Origin of the sequence: Paenibacillus thalictri, from assembly GCF_004307995.1 — a bacterium.
GTDB lineage: Bacteria > Bacillota > Bacilli > Paenibacillales > NBRC-103111 > Paenibacillus_AF > Paenibacillus_AF thalictri.
Genome location: NZ_SIRE01000003.1, coordinates 295,358 through 316,010, shown reverse-complemented (window position 1 = coordinate 316,010; position 20,653 = coordinate 295,358). Strand labels below are relative to the sequence as shown.

Here is a 20,653-nt window from a genome sequence, read left to right as displayed (position 1 = left end):
AGGTAGTTTATCTCCGCTTGCGTCCATGCTTCATTAAGGTCATACGGCGGGAGTGCCGAAGCCATGAGTAATACGTCTTCAAGTCGCGCAGGCCGATATCGGTAGACAATTTTCCGAGGAACGTGATGACTACCATCTTATACAGCGGATTTCCGGAAAGATCGAATTCATCGTTCATTTCAAAAAACTCCGCAACCATCACCATATCGCCTTCTATTAAATAAACATCTTTTTCCTTCTCATGATACGCCTCTATGGTGCTGTTCCTCAGATGATGCCATAAATACGAGCATATATGCTCGATGCCGTCTTGTTTGCGGTCAATCCGCTCCGTCCAGCGCAGCTTAGCGTGGTCCGTAATGACGATGTCGGCAATGCTCATGCCGTTAAAATGGATATAGAAGGGCTCGTACACATTCCACCGGTTCATCATTTTATATCTCAAGACGCACCTCCGCTAGAAATTCCTTTTATTTCCTTATTAGTTTAAATTTATTCACAGCAGGCGTCAATATTTCCCTCCATTCTTTTCTGTAATTGCCATCTATGTCCAAAAGTTATTATTTATTTTACATAGGGGAGCGTTGTACAATAACAACAGAGGGGGGCTTGAAACAGATGAATATATCGCACGATCTAGGTATGATTTTAAAAAGCTTGCGCGGTGACATGTCCCTTCGAGAAGCTGCCAAAAAAAGCGGGCTGCCCCGCACCTATATTAGAGATTTGGAGCTTGGCAGAAGCCGCTTGGCGAATGATCGAACCGGACACGATGCCCCTGCTTCGCCAAAAAAAGCTGCACGGGCTCATTCTCAGATCGGTTGCGAGCAATACCAACACGAGTCTGGAGTTCCGCTTCGCTATGAAAACGTCGGATTCTGCAACCAACGCCACCGGGCAAGGAAACCGTTGAAAACAAAACATGCGTTATTGGGCGAAGGAGCCGCGATATGAGAGAACATATGTATGTGATGACGGCCTTAGCTCAAGCCTTTTAAATACAAAATTATGCTCAGTACCACTATTTTAACGGTGGTTTCTTTTTGCATTCACTATTATAATAAGCTTTACTTAACGGGAATAGTTCAGCCGATTGCCGGCGAAATGAGTACATAACGGAAAGGACGTCATCGATTGCCACGCGAATATAAATGGGTTCTTCTAGTATTTTTTCTCATTGTCGGACCGGGTCCCATCGTTTTTATTTTAAATAAGTACACAGTTGCGCTTTTACCCGGCATTAGCCTGGCTTTGTACATATACTTGCTTCGCAATGAAATCAGGTCCGCAAGCTTTGACGCCGTGTTAAAAAACAAGGGATTTTACGTTTGGACTTTTAGGGCGTTAAGGGCTGGACTGATTGTTCACTTGGTTTGCGCGGTCATATTCAAACCTCTGCCCAATTTGCCCGACACGCTGATTCAAAGTTATGTTATTATGCCGTTTTATACGATCGTCGTAGCACCAATTGTCGAAGAGGTGGCATACCGGAAAATTATTTTTGGCTTCTTAAGCGAAAAATACAACTTTTGGGTGGGGGCGTCGGTCTCTTCCGCTTTATTTTCCTTAGGTCATTTCAGCCCTGACCGTTTAGTTACCTATTTTCTGGTGGGTATGCTATTTTGTCATTATTACAAAAAGTCCGGCTCTATTGGAACTACAATATTTGCGCATTCCGCGCTTAACTTTATCTCCTTGGTGATGCTGACCGTCAAATCGTAATCTGTAAAGGAACCTAAGTCACAGTTTTCGACATTTTTCCGCTTGTTTCGTATCAACAAGTGTAATAAAATGTAATATAGTAAATAATTATATAATTTCTTCTTTCAAAAAGAGGACTTTTCTACTATATTCTTCTCATCCTACCTATTTTACAATCTATTCAAAGGGGATCAATATGTTCGCCTACCTGATTAAGGTCTTATTTAGCTCGATAGAATACACTGCTATGTTATTAATCTCCCTTTCGGCCTTTAGAATGGATATCCGTTATTCATGGCATAAAATCATTCCTCTCGCTGTATCTTTATCGGCGATCTCCTTTTACATACGTGATTTCCTGCAGCTGATCAGCTTTGCCGTGCTACCCACCATGACCGTAGAAGTGATTATGATCATGCTGATGTTCCGGTTGCCGCTTCTATTTTCCTTTCTGGTATGTTTTGTAGGAAATCTAGCGATTTCGATATTTGAAGGTTTGTACATATCGATCGGCACCAGTTTGGGAGTGACGTCCGAAGAACTGATTCAAACCTCCTTGCCTCATGTGATATCATTGCAGCTTGTTACCGCCCTTCTGCTGATGTGTTGCGTCGCGTTCCTGCAAAGAACCAAGATCGGATTTCATATCACGACATCCGATGCGCTGAAAGGCTACAATTTTTTGTTATCGGCTTTTTTAATTATTAGCGTAGCTATCATGCAGGCGGAACTTATCTCTTTTGAAGTGCTGTCGCTTCACTTTTTTATTCCGGTTATCCTTTGTCTCGTATTTCTGGTAACCTTGTACCTATCCTATCGGCGCAACAAAAGACTGTGGAAGCAACGGCGAGAAAGGTTGGCTAAAAAATGAACTTTATTGATCGTTCCGCTCATTTTTTTGCTGTTTCCATCCGCAAGCACAATCCGAATGCGGCTTCCGAGACCGCGCTGAAATACGCGCTGAGCTTGTTGATCAATACGATCGTTGCCTTCATCGTGACGTACATCATCTGTTTCTTCACTTCTCATGTGGCTCAAGTTACCGTCGGCATCGTCGCATTTTTATTCATCCGATATTTCAGCGGCGGACTGCATATGTCGTCTTCGTTATCTTGCTGTATTTTCACTATCGGCATTTTCGTTATTTTGGGACATGTCGATTTTCCATATCATTATGCAGGTTATTTCTGTGACGCTGCATCCATAGCGATCTTTTTCAAAACCGCTCCGAACGGCATCGAAAACGTAAGCCGTATTAAGCCGAAATATTACCCTCTTCTGAAATGGATTTGCATGGTGACGGCTGCGAGCAACTTCTTCATCCAATCTCCGGTTTTTTCCGCGGCATTTTTAATGCAAGCGGTTTTAACAACTACACCAGCTTACAATTTAAGAGATTTCGTGGAAAGGAGGTCATTTCATGAAAGCTAAAGCCGCTATCATCGCAAACGCCGTCCTTGTTATTGTCGCTGCTTTTTTCGTAGGGACAAACTCCTGGATCGGGCACCGTCCTGAGACTCCACAAGAATTGCTGAAGTAATTATTTTGTAAGCTCTGAAAGACCGATCTTCTTATACGAAGATCGGTCTTTTTCATGTTCTATCATTTCTCACAATAAAATTCGACAAAATTCCACTTGTTTCTTGTCTTTATGTATATTAAAGTTTATATTTGTATAAACATGTCACAAATATGCTCTCTATTGCCTTAAACCTAAAGACTTTTTTAAAATAAGTCTATTTAATCATGTCATATGTATCCATTTCTTTTATGATAAGATTACGAGACTGTAGAATCCCTCTTGGAGCTGAACTCTGATGCAGAAAATTCCCGTTACTCGAGATGGCAAACGAGGGTCCGACGTAATAATTGTAGATTCCAACGAGGTTGTGAAAATCGATCGTATCAAGGACCGCGAAGTCATTATTCATACAAGGGAATCTCAATATTACCTCGACTTTTCTTTCGACAACCTGGAAGAATGGTTGTACGAAGACGGTTTTCGTTTGCTTGACAGCTCTAACATTGTCAATATGAACCATGTTGAAGATTACGACGCCAAAAAAGGCATCGTGCATTTGGGCAATCCCAACCTTAAATGGACCAAATCGGCTTCCGCCGCCCGCATTCACAAGGAGCATATTGAGAATGTCATGGAATTGCTGAAAGACGCCAGCTCTCTCAAGCAAGATGACGGAGAATATGAAAAGCTCTACAATCAGCGCTTGAAAGACTTGATCGAACATGCAGATGAACAATTTTTAAAATCGTACGCTACCATCCGCGCTGTAAATGAACGCCGCAAAGCCGAAGAAAAACTTGTGCATATGGCCTATCACGATTCCCTGACGAATTTGCCGAACCGGACCTTGCTTCACGACCGATTAAACGAGTCGTTTCAAAAGTCGAAAAAAGACGGTACGAGTTTTGCCGTTATTTTCTTTGACTTGGACCGGTTTAAAGTAATTAACGATACGCTTGGCCATCATGTAGGGGACCAACTGCTTCAACAGTTGGCGCGAAGACTGGAAGTTTATGTGAAAGCCAAAGATTTTGTGGCAAGATACAGCGGCGACGAATTTATTTTTATCATAAACGATATGGCGCATGTCGATGAGGCTGTGCAATTCGCCAGAGGCATTCCGACGCTTTTGAAGGAACCTTTTATCGTGGAGAATTGCGAGTTGTTCGTAACTTCAAGCGTCGGCATCAGCATTTATCCGCAGGACGGCACGGAATCGGAAACTTTGTTGAAGAACGCCGACATCGCCATGTACAGGTCGAAGGAAAAAGGCGGCAATACGTACCAAGTATATCATCCCGATATGAACAAACGTTCCTTGCACCGGCTGAACCTGGAAGTTGACATGCGCAGAGCGCTGGAACGGCGTGAATTCAGCATTCATTATCAACCACTTGTCAATTTGAAGACAGGCCAAGTATTCGGAATGGAATGTTTGCTGCGCTGGAACCATCCGATTTGGGGGCTGGTGTCTCCAGGCGAATTTATTCCGCTGGCCGAAGAAACGGGACTTATCATCCCTATCGGCAACTGGGTGCTGAAGATGGCCTGCAAGCAAAACAAAGAATGGCAGGAGCAAGGTTACCCACCGTTATGCGTATCGGTGAATATTTCGGTGAGCCAGTTTCATCAATCGAATTTTATCAACGTGGTAGAAGAAGCATTGCATGAAAGCGGCCTCGATCCGAATCTGCTTTGTCTGGAAATAACTGAGAATATCGCCATGCAAAATGTCCCCCATATCATCGATTCGATGAACAAGCTGAGAGAATTGGGAGTCCGTATTTCGATAGATGATTTCGGCACCGGCTACTCTTCCTTAAGTTATCTTAAACGGTTCAGAGTACATACGCTCAAAATCGACCAGTCCTTTATACGCGATGTCACCTCCGATGAAGATAATGCAGCCATTGTGACCGCACTGATCGCAATGTCTCACCGGCTTAAAATCAAATCGCTGGCCGAAGGCGTGGAAACGCAAGAGCAGCTTGCCTTTCTGATCGGCCAAGGCTGCGATGAAATACAAGGCTACGTATTCAGCAAACCTGTGCCGGCCAAAGACTTCGAGCGGCTGCTGCAGGAGAACAAACAGCTATATCCACAGTAACCAAAAGAAAAAGGTTCAGTGCATACTGAAACTTTTTTCTTTTTTTTACGTTATTAAACTTAGAGTACCTATCCGTTGACGAAGGGAAGCCGCAAATGTCCGTACAATTGCAAACATCGAGACCAAATGCGTCCGCAAAGGTTGCTGCCAAAAAAAGCAAACCCTCCCGTAAAAAAAGCTCCTCCTGGATAACGCTGTTTTTTTATACGCTGTTGGTTACGTTTTTATTCGGTATGATCTTTACGGTATGGTTTTATTTAACGGAGTCCGGCACTAATTTCCGGTATATGATGGCGGATACGCTGATCTCTACCCAGCATCGTCATTGGGGTGCTTATTTGATCGGGCAAAACGAGCTGGATAAACGCGTCGAGCAATATTGGAAGCGGTTTGACGATTACTCCGATGTGAAGGACAACCATCTTGTACAGGTCCCTTCCTCCTCGAATCCTTCATCTTCCGCTGCGGCCGCCAAACCGCATGTACCGGAAAAACCGCTCGTACAGATCGAGCCCATCGAGGGTAAAAATTTCAAAGGTTATCTGCTCACCGTCTCCGACCCGAAAAAAATTCGCATCGCCGTCCCCGGGAAAGTCGGCAAAGGCGAGAAAGTGACATCCATGGTTCAGCGGCTGGGCGCCGTTGCAGGAGTGAACGCCGGCGGCTTCGTTGATCCGGAATGGATGGGCAACGGGTTTCAACCGACGGGAATTGTGATGTCCGGAGGGAAAATTTTCTATAACGACGGCGGGATGAACACCGCAAACCATGTTGTGGGAATCGATAAGGACGGCCTGATGATTACCGGCAAGTACTCGCCCAATGAGCTGCTGAAAATGGGCGTTCAGGAAGCGGTCACTTTTGCCCCGCGGTTTATCGTAAACGGTCAAGGCTTAATCAAAAATCAAGCCGACGGCTGGGGTATCGCGCCGCGCACCTCGATGGCGCAAAAGCAGGACGGTACGATTATGTTTGCCATCATCGACGGAAGACAGCCGGGCTACAGCATCGGAGCGACGTTATATGACATCCAAAACGTATTTCTCGAGCACGGCGCCGTCACTGCCGCAAATCTGGACGGAGGTTCCTCGACTGTACTTGTTCACAACAATAAGATTGTGAACAAACCGTCAAGCGAATACGGGGAACGTTATTTGCCGACGGCTTGGCTTGTATTTGAAGATCCGGCTAATGCGGCAATCAAAAACATCTGGGAAGGCCTGGACAAATCGAAAATCGACCCGTCCAAGTGGTAAAAGGCGCTATGACCCCAGATGGAGGCCACTGAAAAAGTGAACGCTGGCGCTTCTCCAGCATGATTTCGCTCACTTAAGCTGCTTTTTCAGTGGCCTCTCTTAGGGGCCGCCCGGCATTTACGCCGCAGATCCGGCGTTCCCGTGATTTTAAAACATGCAAAAAGACCATCGCATACCGATTTTTGAAGTGCTCCTCCAATGGTTAGTCTCTGTCTAACCACGGGGGGCACTTCATGTCACGGTGCCGCGAAGGTCTTTTTTATAAGCGGATCCGTTGTGTTTACTTGTCTTCTTGCTCTTGAGTTGTTGCAGCTACCGACGCTTCAGCAGAAGCATTCTCTTGTTTGCCGTTTTTCCATGTTTTTACTTGATCGGCGATGCCCAGCGCGGCATCCTTTGTTTTGCCGGCCCATTCAACGGTATGTTCGCTTACCGATTTGGCCACTTCTTTTGATTTTTCAGCAAGCTGGCCGGCAATTTCTTGCGTTTTTTCGCTTACGTTATTGTATTGCTCAGCGATGTCGGCGCGCAGTTCGCGGCCCGATTTCGGGGCAAACAGCAAAGCGGTAACTGCGCCAAGCACCGTCCCTACGATTGCGCCTACCAGCAGATCTTTTCCTTTTTGATTAGCCATTGTCACTCATCTCCTTTGTGATGTTCACTTTCCTCACTCTGCTTCGAGTCTCGGTAACTTTGCCATCTTTGCCAAAGCTGGAAGCCGGCCCCCGTCAACTCCACGATTTCGGCAATTGCGTCCCGGTGGTTATGTACCGCCTGTTCGACGCCTTGCACCGAACGCGAAACCGCCTGCGACATCATCTGGACGGAGATGCCGGCTTGTGAAAACCCTTGACTCAATTCGTCGATCGAGCCCATAAATCGATCCAGCACTGCCAGTTTGCGCTTCATATCCTCGGCAATCTCGGATGTTTGGCGCATAAGCTGCACGGATTGGTCGGCGGTTTCGCAAGCGCGTTCTGCCGTCCGCTGTAAAGTTCGGTCCGCGTTTTGCAGCGTCAAACGCACCGTATGGAGCGCCCGAACTGCATACACGACAAGCACAATAAAAGCAATGGCTGCCGCTGCGGCGCAAATGTCCACCACCATAACCTTCACCCCTGTCGGCTGATCTTTCAATGTGACCTAGACGAATGCCCATTGGATAGTACAGTATAAGAAGGAGCGCCCGGTTTTGACACACTTTTCTTCAAGAAAATGCCGAAAAAAAGAAAATGCCCTGAAAGTTATGCCTTCAGGACATTCAGTATGTTTTAAATGGGAAATTGCTGTTGCAAGTAACTCTCGATCTGATCCGCCGCTTCCTCGACGCTGCTCGCGTGGTATATTACCGGCTCCGGCGCTTCGTCGTATTGTCGTGATGAATGCTCATACCGTGGATCGTAATAATGCTCCAGCAGCAAATGCACAGCTTCCGCATAGCGGCCCAGCAGCAAATGCTGCTCGATCTCCGCGGCAACGGGAGTATGCAGCCGGCGCTTGATGAAAGCAAAGGCGTCCATAACTTCCTGCTTGTGCGCATGCGGCTTATAATCCTCGATAATGTGCCGGGCCCGCAGACTTAGCGGCATTTCCAGAACGATCTGGCGCCCTCTTGCTTTTCCCTCCGCCAAAAAGTCCGGCATCACACATCTGCCGATCCGTTTGCTTTCCGCTTCCAGCAATACGTACGGTTTATGTTGAACCTCAATAAGCGCGCCCAGCAGCAACGATTCAAACGTCTTCTGATTATGGGGCCGCAGACCGATTTGCCCGAAAATGGAGCCGCGATGTCCGGCATACGCCTCCAGATCAAGCACCGGATGCCCGCGCATCGCCAGCTTCTGGAGGACAGACGTTTTCCCGCTGCCTGTATAACCGCTCACGACAACGCAAATCGGATTTAACGCGAACTGATCCAATGTATCGGAAACCCATTTGCGGTATGCTCTAATGCCGCCCTGAAGCCGGTACACGTGAATGTTCATCAATGACAGCAGTGTCGCCGTCGTTTTGCTGCGCATTCCGCCTCTCCAGCAATACACCGCTTTACGTCCGGGAATGGCGGCAAACTGCTTGATAAATGCCGGTAATTTGGCGGAGATGATCTCCAGCCCCCGCTCCATGGCCGCCTGCTTGCTGATCATCTTATAAATAGTTCCGATCTCGGCCCGTTCCTCATTCGTAAAAAACGGAATGTTGATGCTGCCGGGTATCGTAAAGGTTTCATATTCACCGGAGGATCGCACGTCAATAAGCTCAAGCTCGCCTTTTTTGCGCAGCGCTAGCATGTCCTCCACGCTGATATCTTGAAACAACCTGTTTCACTCCTTTGAACGTCTTGAAGCCTCTGTAAAATACCGCTTATCGTTATTCAGTGACCGTAATTTTCCCGGGATGCTCGGACACCACTTCTCCGATGATCGCGGCTTCGACTCCGGCTTCGCGCAATTCGGCGTGCAGCGCAGCCGCCTTGTCATCACTTACCGAAATCAGCAGTCCACCCGAGGTGACGGCATCACACAGCATCCATTGATCGATCTGATCCATATGATCGGAGAACGTAACGGTTCCTTGCAAATGGGCATAATTGTTTTTGGTGCCGCCCGGCACAAAACCGGCCTCCGCCAATTCGCGGACACGCGGCAGCACGGGCACCGCGCTGCGCGAAATGCGGATCCCGGCGCCGCTGGCTTTAGCCATTTCGGCCGCATGGCCAAGCAGCCCAAACCCGGTCACATCCGTACATCCGTGGACATCATAAGGTTCCATAATTTCCGCCGCTTTTTTATTCAACGTGCTCATCACTTCGGTCACCCTCTGGACTTCCGCTTCGCTGAGCGCGTCCTTTTTAATCGAAGTCGTCATGATGCCAACGCCGATCGGTTTGGTCAAAATCAGCTTATCTCCCGGCCGCGCCCCAGCATTGGTCTTCACCTTGGCAGGGTGCACCAAACCGGTGACCGATAAGCCGAATTTCGGCTCGTTGTCGTCAATCGAATGACCGCCGGCAAGCGTAGCTCCTGCTTCCTTTACTTTATCGGCGGCGCCGCGCAAAATGTCGGCGAGCACCTTCTTGTCCAGCTTCTGGATCGGAAATGCCACGATGTTCAGCACCGTTAGCGGCCGTCCCCCCATGGCGTAAACGTCGCTTAACGCGTTGGCCGCGGCAATTTGCCCGAAGGAATACGGATCATCAACAATCGGCGTAAAAAAATCGACGGTTTGCACTAACGCAAGCTCGTCATTAAGCCGGTATACCCCGGCATCGTCGCTTGTATCAAGTCCGACGAGCAGATCCGGATTCGGCTCTCCTGCAGGCAGCTCACGCAAAACTTGAGATAAATCGGCGGGGCCGATTTTACAGCCGCAGCCTCCTTTGCTGGATAAAGAAGTCAGTTTTACAACAACATTTTCACTCATCATGTCGCTCTCCTTTGGGATAATTTGAATAAAGTGTTTGTTTAATGCCGGATTTGCATTAAAAGAGTCACATTGTTGCCATATGCAAGAGAATATCACAGTTTGCAAGATGAGAAAAGAATGGCATAATAGACCTATCTTGCTAGAACGAGGTGGATGAAGTGAATAAAGAACAAGGACTGGCTTTGATCGAACAAACCCGCATTATCGCCATCGTTCGAGGCGTCGAAGCCCAACATATGGATGGGTTGGCGGGTGCGCTGTACGACGGCGGCATCAGAGCTATGGAAATTACATTAAACACTCCCGGCGCACTGACGGCTATATCCCGGCTGCAAGAAACGATCGGCGACCGGATGTATGTCGGCGCAGGCACCGTCATCGATGTGGAAGATGCGAAGAAGGCGATAGAAGCCGGAGCCGCTTATTTGGTAACACCCAATATGGATGAAGACGTGATCCGCTATGGCGTATCCCACAATATACCGGTTTTTCCGGGAGCCATGACACCGACGGAAATCGTGAAGGCTTGGAAAGCCGGCGCAACTGCGGTAAAAATTTTCCCCGGCGCAAGTCTCGGCATCAATTACATCAAAGAACTGCAAGGACCGCTGAATCACATCCCGATGGTCGCTGTCGGCGGCGTGAACGAAGACAATATCCGCCAGTTTCTCGATGTCGGCTGTTACGGTTTCGGAATCGGCGGCTCGCTTGTCAACGTCAAAGAAATTCATAGCGGCAACTACGCTTGGGTTACCGAAAAGGCCCGCCGCCTGATTCAAAAAATGGGATAAATTCAGCTAAAGCTGCGGTTAAAAGCTCGCGCTCCTTCTAGATGAAGGACGTGAGCTTTTTTATATCGGGACGTTCACCCAGACGGAGGCATTCGTATACAATACTCTATACGATTTTGCCTTAAGTCAAGGAGAGAATATGATGTTTTCTTATTCTATGAGTGAATCGCCTTATCCGACAGATTTCTATCCGTATATCGGGCAACCGTTTCAGCCGTATTGGCGGTATCCGGTATCGATTCCCCTCTATCCGCAGTTCAGAGATCCCCGCTGTATCAGCAAAGCGGAGGTTGAATTAAACAACCTCATGCGTTCGCTTTGGGAGCAGCATGTCGCTTGGACCCGAATGACGATCATCAGCTTGGTATTCAAGCTGCCCGATGTGGATGCCGTGACCGCCCGTCTGCTGCAAAACGCGCCCGATATGGGCCATTCGCTCCGGCCTTTCTATGGCGCCGATGCCGCACAGGCCTACAATGAACTGATCAAAGAACATCTTGTCATTGCCGCCGACCTGGTCAAAGCAGCGGTGGAGGGCAACAAAAGGCAGGTTGCGGCCAACGAGAAAAAGTGGTACGCCAATGCGGATGAAATTGCCGAATTTTTAGCTAGCGTTAATCCTTATTTGCCCAAGGAAGAATTCAGAAACATGCTTTACGAGCATTTGGCCTTAACGAAACAAGAAGCTGTAGCGATGATCCATAAAGACTATAAAACGAGCATCCAGTTGTACGATAAGATTGAAGCGGAAGCTCTGCAAATGGCCGATGCATTGACGGAAGCGATTGTCAAGCAGTTCCCGGAGCGGTTCAGATAAGCATACGGCTCCCGAAGGAAAGCCAAAGCCCTAGCGCGGTAACCCGCTCAGCCTGAGCAAACACAAGGCTGGCGATCCGCCGCTAGGGCTTCGTTTTTTACCGGGTCGCGGCAGCCGGTTTACCCAGCATATTGGCCTTTTTCCAGTTGCCGTAACGGTAAAACCAAATATTAAGCGTCATGGCGATCATAAAGCTGACCGGGAAACTCCACCAGATTGCGTCAAAGCCGTATTGTCCGCCAAGCAAATAAGACAACGGTATACGTACGATCAGCAGCGAGACAAAGCTGAATACAAGCGGCATAATGACCGAACCGGAGGAACGAACCACACCGGCAATAACGTTGAAAACCCCAAATAATATAAACGACCACAACGAAATATCGTTAATCACAAGCCCCAGCTCGATCGCTTTGCCCGTTTGCGGCAAAAACAACCCCAGCGCCCCGCGGTCGAACCAATGCAGCAAGAGAACCAGCAGTCCCGTCAGGCCTATATTAAAGCCGACGCCCGTCCACGTAATGCGGTGTACGCGTTCCCAGTTGCCGGCTCCGATGTTCTGGGCCGCCATGGAGGTCACAGCACCGCCAATGGCCATTGCAGGCATCTGAACATAGCTGGAAATCTGATTCGCCACCCCAAATGCCGCCGACGCTTCGGAACCATACGAATTGACAAGATGGATCAGAAACAAATTGCTGACCGATACGACCACCATGTTTAATCCCATCGGCAGACCTTTTTTGATCAGCGTGCGAATGATAGCCCAATTCAGGCGCAGCATGTGGATATCGTTTTTGGTGATGCGCAGAAAATACTTTTTGGCGTACAGGTAGAAGAGCAGCAGGATAAAGCTGACCATCTGGGCAAAAAAAGTAGCCGTCGCAGATCCCGAAATGCCCATTTCCGGAAAAGGGCCGTACCCTTTAATGAGCAGCGGATTCAGAATGACATCAAGCACAGCGGATAAAAGCAGGAAGTAAAAAGGCGTCTTGGCGTCGCCGGAGCCCCGCAGCACGGCCATCACCAGATTGAAGCCAAACATAAACGGAACGCCGGCAAAGATGATACGTGTATACGCGACCGCCAGCTCCTTAGCATCCGCCGGAGTGTTCATCCAATCAAGTATCGTGGAAGAAAACACAACTCCGATGAAGCCGACGATTATTGATAAGATGGCAAAAAATACGGTGCTTGTGCCGACTACCCTCTTGGCTTCCTCCACCCTTTTCGCGCCCAAATTTTGACCGATCAAAATGACTCCGGCCATGGAGATGCCAAAGATCGCGCTGATCAGAAAAAACATAATGATGTTGGCGTTTGAGGTCGCCGCGAGCGCCGTTTCGCCGAGGAATTTGCCGATCCACATCGTATTGATCGAGCCGTTTAACGTCTGAAGTACGTTTCCTAACAAAATCGGCAAAGAAAAAAGCAGCAGCGTTTTGGCAATTGGCCCTTCCGTCAAACTGGGCCGCCCCTTGGCTGTAGGTGCACTCATTGCTTAAGTCTCCTTATTTTCGAAAAGTGATTACGCTTTATCATACAATGAAATGGATCTGATTTCATCTTTTCATTGAGACGTATGTTCAATACTACAATAAGAAAAGCTTCTGATCGAAGCACTTTCGATGAAGTACCTTCGTGTCTTAGCGGAAGCTTTTCTTGCAATATCAGAGTCCTTGAGCTCCGCTCAAAACTTATCATTCTGCTATTATAAAGAAAGCCTGCCGCGGCGGGCAGGCTGTTTGAAACCGGTTATGGCCATACATCATTTCCTGCGGTTACTCGGCAGGCACTGGCGCTTCTTCGGGCAGCAATCCTTCGTGTTTCATTTCCTTCCACAAATCGGGTGGAATCGGAAACTCGAGCATGTTGATGTTGTCGGTAATTTCCGCGCCGGAACGGGCGCCTGTAAGCACCGAAACCACCGCCGGGTGCGCAAGCGGAAACTGCATCGCAGCCGCTTTAAGCGGCACGTTGTAACGCTGGCACACTCGATCCAAACCTCTGGCCTTATCCACCCATTCCTGGGAGGCAGGTTCGTAATTAAACATCGGCCTGCTGCTGTAAGGATCAGCCAATATGCCGCTATTGAGCGGCCCGCCCGCGAAAATGGAGATGCCTTTTCGCTCGGCAATCGGCATCAAATCCTGCAGGCCGCTTTGGTCGAGAAGCGTGTATCTGCCCGCCAGCAGGAAACAATCGAAATCCCCCTCTTGCGCAAAACGCGCCAGCATGGCGGATTGGTTCATCCCCGCGCCTACAGCACGAATAACGCCTTGCGAGCGCAATTCGTCAGCGGCTCTGTAAGCCCCCTCCATCGCTTCCGCAAAATGATCGTCCGCATCGTGAATGTGCAGAATATCGACGCTGCTCAGACCAAGCCGTTTTAAGCTTGCTTCAAACGATCTCATAATGCCGTCATAGCTGTAATCGCGTTCGCCGGTCCCCTTAATTGTTTCGGGCGGCGTTTCCGGGATCACATAACCTGCTTTTGTCGCTACGGTAAACGCTTCTCGCGGCAGCCGGGACAACACCTGTCCGAGCCTCTGCTCCGCCAATCCCTCACCATACAGCGCTGCCGTATCGAAAAACCGTACCCCCTTGTCGAAAGCATGCTGAATGGCTCCAAGCGCCTCCTCCGTACTGACGGCCTCATACAGAAAACCAAGCGATCCGGTTCCAAGCCCCAATTGATTTACCGTAATGGAAGTCCGGCCTACGGTCCTGCTCTTCCTAAAATCCACCATCCGATACCTCTCCTTTTTGAATCTTATTGAATGTATAAGTTTATGCGAGCCGTTTGGTCGAACATATTGCATCTTATAAAACCAATATATTCTATCAGAGATTCCATTGTAAAGCGCAGAATACAATAATTTGAATCGCTGAACAGCGGGTAAATTCGAGCATGTTTCCCCAGGTTTATTACCAAAAACCGTACTGCCAAAATCATCAATTTTTTGATAGCGCCATCCAGTTTAAGAACTTCATAATGCGGTTTCTTTTATAAAATTCGCTTCTGCTGCCAGTAGTAGGGTATAGTAAAGTAGTTGAAAGTATATTCCAGGAGGCTACAGCCATGTCACAGGAGATTTGGATTAACCTACCGGTCAAAGATGTTGAGAAGTCAACTGCCTTTTTCAATGAGATTGGATTCCATGCGGTGAGCGTTGGTAACGAAAGAGCCAAGCTTGCCATAGGCCAAACAACGATTCTGCTGTTCCCGGATGCGGCGTTTGAGAAATTTACAGGTTCAAAAACCGCAGATACTTCCCGTAGCGCAGAACTCATATTTTCCATTGGCGCTGAAAGCAGAGAAGAAGTAGATGCCTTTATTCAAAAAGTAGAGTTTGCCGGAGGAAGCATCTTTGACAAGCCGAGTGAAGTTGACGGCTGGATGTACGGCGCAGGATTTGCCGACCTGGACGGTCACCGCTGGAACCTGCTGTACATGGATAAGAGCAAAATGCCGAAACGCTAATATGAAAAAGCCGGTCACCTGCATAAGGTCACCGGCGTTTTTTTACACCCCGTATAATCTCATATTTGTCATTCAAATCAAAATCGTTGCATCCTCTGAACGAACATGCCACGATTGAACGGTTTTCCGATCGGGAGTTAAATTAGATATGCGAACAAACCCCGAAATCCGTTGATACACAATGATTCATTAGCGTTTAACCCTACCATCTGCATTTTGAATCGGAGGCGGACGGATGCGCTCATTTGGCTGGCTACGACGACTGCAATGGGGCTCGCTTTTGTACTGATTCAGTTCGGAACGATATTCCATTATGTTCTGACGACAGCTCCAGCCGAAGTCAAGAATTTCGGGGTTGTTACCCTCATAACTTCACAGAGTTGCGCTCCTCGCCTGCACCATGTTGGCGTTGCCAAAGCCGGGCATACAAGCCATTCGATGAGAGTAATTCTTCATGACAGCCTAGCTCCGCGATCCGCCCATGATCCAGTACAACAATTTGGTCTGCATGCTGCACGGTCTTGAGCCGGTGAGCGACTACGATGAGGGTTCGGCCACGCACCAGTCGATCGATCGCTTTCTGAATCTCTGCTTCGTTCTCAGAATCGAGCGAAGCCGTTGCTTCATCGAGTAGAATGATCGGCGCGTTTTTCAATATCGCCCTAGCAATGGAAATTCGCTGTTTTTCACCGCCCGACAGCGTGCTTCCGCCTTCGCCTACCATCGTGTCGTAACCGTTTGGCAGCTTCAGGATAAAATCATGACAACAAGCAAGGCGCGCCGCTTCCTCGATTTCCTCGCGCGTTGCGTCGCTCCGTCCGAACCGGATATTGCCTGCGATCGTATCCTGAAAGAGGTACACCTCTTGAAACACCATAGATACTTTTCTGAGCAACGCTTCGGGATCCATGGCACGAACATCCTCCCCGCCCATCGTTACCATCCCCTGTTCCGGGTCGTAAAACCGGGCGACGAGCCGAAGAATCGTACTTTTGCCGCTGCCCGAAGGGCCGACCAATGCGGTGAAGGAGCCTGCCGGTATGCTTACGCTCACATCTCGCAAGATGGGTTGATCATTATAGCCAAACGTAACCTGCTTCAATACGACATCATGAATCTCAGGGGGTTGCCGCTCTCCCCGCATAACCGGTTCCCGCAAAAGCTGTACGATGCGTTCGCCCGCCTGCACAAGATAGCGAAACTCCGCGTAACCGGCAAGCGCTGTCGTCAGTGGATCGAAAATACGAGTTCCGATGATCAGGAAAGCTACGAATGTGATAACATCCAAGCTTCCGCCTGTCAGCAGATAAACGCCAGCCATGATCATCAGAGTCAGACCGGCACGAACACAGGTAATCGCGCTCAGCACAATCGGCCCTATCGTCCCTTCGAGACGGATGCTCTGCCGCATCAACTCCTTGAATGACCGTTCCAGTCGGACAAAACGTTCTCCGGTCAAATTATAAGCTTTAATCACTCGGATTCCGTTCAAATATTCCTGCAGCCTGCTGGAGGCATTCATCTTGGCCCTTATATGCTTCGAGCCCAGTTTGCGCTGAATGCCCGACGTCAGGATCACCAGCAGGATGGCTACCGGCAGCGTCGCGAACAGGGAAAGCGCCAGACGCCAGTCGAGGAAACACAAGCCGACCAGGGCGACAACCGGCATGACGGCGGCACCGATCATCTGCGGAACCAAGTGGGAAATGCCGTGCTCCAGCATCGAAAAATCGCCCACCATTCTATTGGCCAGATCGCCCGGGTCTCGTTTGCTCAGGTACCCTAAGGACAACTTGCGCATATGTTCGGCCAGCCGCGATCGTCCGTCCGCAGCCGCGCTGTAGGCATCACGGTATTGGGCACGATAGGCGGGGATTTCGCAAGCCATCAAGAGAACGAGAGAAATCGCCAGAGCACCGCACACGAACCAGAGCCGTTCTGAATCGAGTGGCATATCGGAATAAATAAACGGATTAAAGATCAATCTCGCCGCTTCTACCAACAGCGCAAAAGGGATTAAGCCAGCCAGGTTGGCCAAGGTCGTGTACAAAACAGGTTTGACGAGAGATCGCGGATTATCTGCCGTAATGCTTCGCAGCATGCTCATGTTCATTGTCCGCCCCCCCTTTACCCAAATGCCATTGTGTCGCATGACGGTAGGAACGCCACATGCCTCCATACAAGCCGTTCGTTGAAAGAAGGGCTTCATGACTCCCCCGCTCGACGATTCTCCCGCTTTCCATCACGAGAATTTGCTGCGCATCCTGAATGGTGGACAGGCGATGAGCGATGACGATGACCGTCTTGTTGTTCATCAGTGCTTTCAACGCCAGCTGCATCTCATGCTCGTTCTCCGGATCGGCAAACGCCGTCGCTTCATCTAGGACGAGAATGGGGGCGTTTTTCAGGATTGCCCTGGCTACTGAGATTCGCTGTTCTTCCCCGCCGGACAAATAGACACCTCCTTCTCCTATCAACGTGTCATACCCAAACGGAAGGGTCTCGTCGATGAACGCATGACACTGCGCTGCCTTCGCCGCAGCATACACTTCTTCCGGCGACGCATCCGGACGTCCGATCGCGATATTATTGTACACGGTATCATAAAACAGAAACGATTCCTGAAACACGAACGCGACGATGTCCATCAAGTCAGTGGGTGCGATTTCACGGATATTCACATCACCAATGCGAATGGCTCCCGTACTCACATCCCAAAAACGAGGTACCAGATTGGCAATGGTCGATTTGCCCGCTCCAGACGGGCCGACGAGCGCCGTCACTTCCCCTTGGCGAGCGGTAAAGGAAATGTCAGCAAGGACAGGCTCCGTTCCATAAGAAAAAAATACGTGATCGAATGAAACATCAAATGAAGTTGGCCGCATCGGGCGTTCCGGCTCTGACACATCTTCTTCCGCTAGTATACGATCTACACGCCGGACCCCCTCATCAATATCTCTGAGCGTCTCAGCCAGAAACATGATTTTAACCATTGGGGCAGAAATCCCTGGCGCCATGACAAGGAAAAACAGCAGAACGGAAGCGAAGGCGATGTTGGCCGGGTCGCGGCTCAATAAAAACACACCTACTGGCAGAATAAATGCGGCAAGTGAACCGAGAATCACCTTGAAAATCAAGGAGCCGTATTGAAATTGATCCGTTAATTTCACACCATAGTCACGGTAGCGAAGCATGTCCTGATAAAACTGACGAAACGACTGCACGGTTTGCCCAAATACCTTAACGGCCGGCATTCCCCGAACATACTGGACGGCAGAAGCATTCATCCGTTCCAGCGAATCATGGCAAAGCTTAAGATTTTCTTTCGTCTTCGGTCCGCTGATCAGCGCGATCTGAACCGCAAACGCGAGGACAATCGGCAGGAAGCACGCTAGAGCCAACCAAACATTCAGCGAAAACATCACAACAATCATCAGAACCGTGGTCACAGCAGCATGGACGAGATCGGGCAAATGGTGAGCAATGAACGTTTCCACTTTCTCCACGTTTTGTTCCAACGTTTTCTTGACGGCACCCGTCGACGTACTATTCAGCCAGCCAAGCGGAAGCTTGCCGATATGGCTTGCCAGCTTGACCCTGAGACCGTAAAGAATACGAAAGGCCGCGATATGAGAAACCATTCCCCCTACATACATCGTGGCCAAGCCGGCTGCCAGGCCGATTAAAGCGATAACGCTAAAGCGGATCATTTTCGCTCCGTCTGCCAAAACAGGGGAAGCTGCGTGCTCCAATAACTCTTTTAAGATAACAAAGACGGAAGCGTAAGGCACCAGCATGCAAACGGCGCTAAGCGAAGATAACAGGACCGAGACGGTCATCAGTCCGCGCTTCTCTCCGGCGATTTCCAATAGTCGAGCCATCCCGGTTTTATTGGCCATCATGGAAGCGGCCTATCTCCGCCAAGTCGCCTACAGTACCGACAATAGAAGCATATCGCATGGTTTGTCTCTGAACCGGCTCATAAGCTGGCCATGAGACGTAACCACCGGGATTGCCAGTTTGAATAAATCCAATCCATGCCTTGCGCATAACCGTTGTTAAATCACTAACGATTTCTGGATCTGCCCCTTGCAATATGGGTACATCCTTGTACGATTCGAAATTTCCAAATATAAACGGCAGTTCTATGCCATGGCACGCTTTAAAAGGAGATCCGGGCGGTGACCAATCGAATTGATATACCCAAGTACGTGAGCCGGCTTTATGAGCTGTGTATGCGAACCTTAAAGCAGGGAGCAGGAACAGGTGGTCAGTAATCAAGTCAGATACCAGAGCAATTGCCGCACTACCGGGCCGCCTCCTACGGTATCGCTCGATTGCATTTTCGTTCCCGGTCAAGGCAGCGAAACGTTCGTTAACCAAAGCCGGATCGAGCGTCTTTACATTCCCTAAAAGAATATTGGCTTCCTCTCGATTGGTACCCATAATGAGATCAATGCCTGCTTCGCCGGCCCCTTTTGCAGCCATCTCAATAAAACGATCCGCCGTGGAAAGAGAATCAAAAACAGGCATAAAAGGGAGGGTAATTTGACCAAAGCGTGCAATTTCCTGAGCTAATTTTCCCGATGCTTGAATGATTTGGGCAGGTGATACGGTATTCAATTGTGCGGTAATTTCTTGTGGATCCCTCTGATTCACATTCAAGATTTCCAACAGCCGGCTTCCATGTTCAAATGCTTTTTCTTCTGACATTGGAGCAAGACTTGCGGGCGCGCTTTGTAGAATTGCTCTGCGGAAGAGACCTCGTGCCTCCTCCATAGTCAATAGGCACATAATGGCATGGGCTCCCGCGGATTGCCCCATGACTGTAACCTGATCAGGATCGCCGCCAAAATGCGCAATATGATCTTGAACCCATTTCAGAGCTTCGAGAATATCGAAAATCCCCATTTTCCCATCGCTAACTCCCGGATAATGCAAGAATCCAAAAGCTCCAAGTCGGTAATTGACGCCTACGGTCACTAGATTACCGTCCTTGGAAAGCTCGGCTCCATCGTACCAGTCCAGTGACCCGGCTCCGGTCATATAATGTCCGCCATGCAACCAAACGACAACAGGGCGTTTTTCCCGATCGATGGCAGGGGTTGAGATTGTGAGCGATAGGCAATCCTCCCCTTGAGGCGGTTCAGAAGCTTCTCCGATGGCTTGACGTAATGGAGAAGGCGGTTGCGGGGCAATAAAGCCGTGATTACTTGCATCTCGAATTCCGGTCCAAGCAGCGACAGTGCGTGCCCGCGAAAAGCGAAACTCTCCCTCGGGTGTCTCGGCATAGGGAACACCACGAAACTGAATGACGTCATTTCTTTGAATCCCCTGAAGCGAGCCAAGAGAAGTTTGTACGATACATGATTCGTTTACCATAGAAGGCAGCTCCTTTTACTTTTAAAATGATATAGACTTGCCTGTAATTCCAGTAAGTTCTCGTGGATTGAAGTCTCCTTTCGCAACCGATACTACGTATCCTTTATGAACGCAACATGAATCAAATGGGTTTAAATGTAAAAAAGATGAACGGATCGTTCACCTTTTTA

20 protein-coding genes are annotated in these 20,653 nt (G+C 49.0%); 10 read left to right on the top strand and 10 right to left on the bottom strand.

Translation table 11 applies throughout. The features are described from left to right. Positions 1–7: 7 nt before the first annotated feature. Positions 8–445, bottom strand: a complete 438-nt coding sequence (locus EYB31_RS03635) for a hypothetical protein (RefSeq protein ID WP_131011906.1) — start codon at positions 443–445, stop codon at positions 8–10. Between the two features lie 288 nt (positions 446–733). Here EYB31_RS03635 and EYB31_RS03630 point away from each other — a divergent pair, with 288 nt between their 5' ends. From EYB31_RS03630 to EYB31_RS03600, 7 genes are all read left to right on the top strand, one after another. Further along, positions 734–913: a hypothetical protein gene (locus EYB31_RS03630; RefSeq protein ID WP_131011905.1), complete on the top strand. Its 180-nt coding sequence runs from the start codon at positions 734–736 to the stop codon at positions 911–913. Between the two features lie 389 nt (positions 914–1,302). Next, positions 1,303–1,722, top strand: coding sequence for a CPBP family intramembrane glutamic endopeptidase (locus EYB31_RS03625; protein WP_131011904.1), 420 nt, complete (start codon positions 1,303–1,305; stop codon positions 1,720–1,722). Between the two features lie 256 nt (positions 1,723–1,978). Next, entirely contained in the window at positions 1,979–2,572 is a 594-nt protein-coding gene (locus EYB31_RS03620) for a hypothetical protein (RefSeq protein ID WP_131011903.1), read from the top strand. Further along, the gene (locus tag EYB31_RS03615; RefSeq protein WP_131011902.1) at positions 2,569–3,132 is read left to right on the top strand and encodes an accessory gene regulator B family protein; all 564 of its coding nucleotides are present in this window, start codon (positions 2,569–2,571) and stop codon (positions 3,130–3,132) included. Before EYB31_RS03620 ends, EYB31_RS03615 begins: the two co-directional genes overlap by 4 nt. Next, on the top strand, positions 3,122–3,241 hold the full coding sequence (locus EYB31_RS03610) for an AgrD family cyclic lactone autoinducer peptide (protein WP_131011901.1): 120 nt from the start codon (positions 3,122–3,124) through the stop codon (positions 3,239–3,241). Before EYB31_RS03615 ends, EYB31_RS03610 begins: the two co-directional genes overlap by 11 nt. 277 nt (positions 3,242–3,518) lie before the next feature. Beyond that, complete coding sequence (locus EYB31_RS03605; protein ID WP_131011900.1) at positions 3,519–5,330, top strand: EAL domain-containing protein; 1,812 nt, start codon at positions 3,519–3,521, stop codon at positions 5,328–5,330. 95 nt (positions 5,331–5,425) lie between these two features. Beyond that, positions 5,426–6,586 (top strand): phosphodiester glycosidase family protein, encoded by a 1,161-nt coding sequence (locus tag EYB31_RS03600; protein ID WP_131011899.1) that lies wholly within the window; start codon positions 5,426–5,428, stop codon positions 6,584–6,586. A 280-nt stretch (positions 6,587–6,866) separates the two neighbouring features. Here EYB31_RS03600 and EYB31_RS03595 read toward each other — a convergent pair whose 3' ends face one another. The 4 genes from EYB31_RS03595 to selD all read right to left on the bottom strand — a co-directional run bounded on the left by EYB31_RS03595 (position 6,867) and on the right by selD (position 10,009). Further along, on the bottom strand, positions 6,867–7,220 hold the full coding sequence (locus tag EYB31_RS03595) for a YtxH domain-containing protein (protein WP_131011898.1): 354 nt from the start codon (positions 7,218–7,220) through the stop codon (positions 6,867–6,869). A gap of 2 nt (positions 7,221–7,222) precedes the next feature. Continuing rightward, a complete protein-coding gene (locus EYB31_RS03590) occupies positions 7,223–7,693 on the bottom strand; it encodes a DUF948 domain-containing protein (RefSeq protein WP_131011897.1) in 471 nt (156 codons plus the stop codon). Positions 7,694–7,857: 164 nt separating this feature from the next. Further along, positions 7,858–8,901 (bottom strand): tRNA 2-selenouridine(34) synthase MnmH, encoded by a 1,044-nt coding sequence (gene mnmH, locus EYB31_RS03585; RefSeq protein ID WP_131011896.1) that lies wholly within the window; start codon positions 8,899–8,901, stop codon positions 7,858–7,860. A 52-nt stretch (positions 8,902–8,953) separates the two neighbouring features. Further along, complete coding sequence (gene selD / locus EYB31_RS03580) at positions 8,954–10,009, bottom strand: selenide, water dikinase SelD (protein WP_420819419.1); 1,056 nt, start codon at positions 10,007–10,009, stop codon at positions 8,954–8,956. A 158-nt stretch (positions 10,010–10,167) separates the two neighbouring features. Here selD and EYB31_RS03575 point away from each other — a divergent pair, with 158 nt between their 5' ends. After that, positions 10,168–10,800, top strand: coding sequence for a bifunctional 4-hydroxy-2-oxoglutarate aldolase/2-dehydro-3-deoxy-phosphogluconate aldolase (locus tag EYB31_RS03575; protein ID WP_131011895.1), 633 nt, complete (start codon positions 10,168–10,170; stop codon positions 10,798–10,800). Between the two features lie 139 nt (positions 10,801–10,939). Next, the gene (locus EYB31_RS03570) at positions 10,940–11,617 is read left to right on the top strand and encodes an acetylglutamate kinase (protein WP_420819418.1); all 678 of its coding nucleotides are present in this window, start codon (positions 10,940–10,942) and stop codon (positions 11,615–11,617) included. Positions 11,618–11,714: 97 nt separating this feature from the next. Here EYB31_RS03570 and EYB31_RS03565 read toward each other — a convergent pair whose 3' ends face one another. Continuing rightward, positions 11,715–13,115: an MATE family efflux transporter gene (locus EYB31_RS03565; protein ID WP_131011894.1), complete on the bottom strand. Its 1,401-nt coding sequence runs from the start codon at positions 13,113–13,115 to the stop codon at positions 11,715–11,717. Between the two features lie 283 nt (positions 13,116–13,398). After that, a complete protein-coding gene (locus EYB31_RS03560; RefSeq protein WP_131011893.1) occupies positions 13,399–14,367 on the bottom strand; it encodes an aldo/keto reductase in 969 nt (322 codons plus the stop codon). A gap of 332 nt (positions 14,368–14,699) precedes the next feature. On the opposite strand from EYB31_RS03560, the gene EYB31_RS03555 reads away from it, so the two are divergent. Beyond that, a complete protein-coding gene (locus EYB31_RS03555; protein ID WP_131011892.1) occupies positions 14,700–15,101 on the top strand; it encodes a VOC family protein in 402 nt (133 codons plus the stop codon). 364 nt (positions 15,102–15,465) lie between these two features. Here the strand turns inward: EYB31_RS03555 and EYB31_RS03550 are convergent, their stop codons facing one another. The 3 genes from EYB31_RS03550 to EYB31_RS03540 are packed head-to-tail and all read right to left on the bottom strand — an operon-like array spanning position 15,466 to position 20,483. Next, positions 15,466–17,208, bottom strand: a complete 1,743-nt coding sequence (locus tag EYB31_RS03550) for an ABC transporter ATP-binding protein (RefSeq protein WP_131011891.1) — start codon at positions 17,206–17,208, stop codon at positions 15,466–15,468. Continuing rightward, entirely contained in the window at positions 17,177–19,000 is a 1,824-nt protein-coding gene (locus EYB31_RS03545) for an ABC transporter ATP-binding protein (RefSeq protein WP_131012109.1), read from the bottom strand. The genes EYB31_RS03550 and EYB31_RS03545 overlap by 32 nt, the downstream gene beginning before the upstream one ends. Continuing rightward, positions 18,990–20,483, bottom strand: coding sequence for a carboxylesterase/lipase family protein (locus tag EYB31_RS03540; RefSeq protein ID WP_131011890.1), 1,494 nt, complete (start codon positions 20,481–20,483; stop codon positions 18,990–18,992). Before EYB31_RS03540 ends, EYB31_RS03545 begins: the two co-directional genes overlap by 11 nt. Between the last annotated feature and the right edge of the window lie 170 nt (positions 20,484–20,653).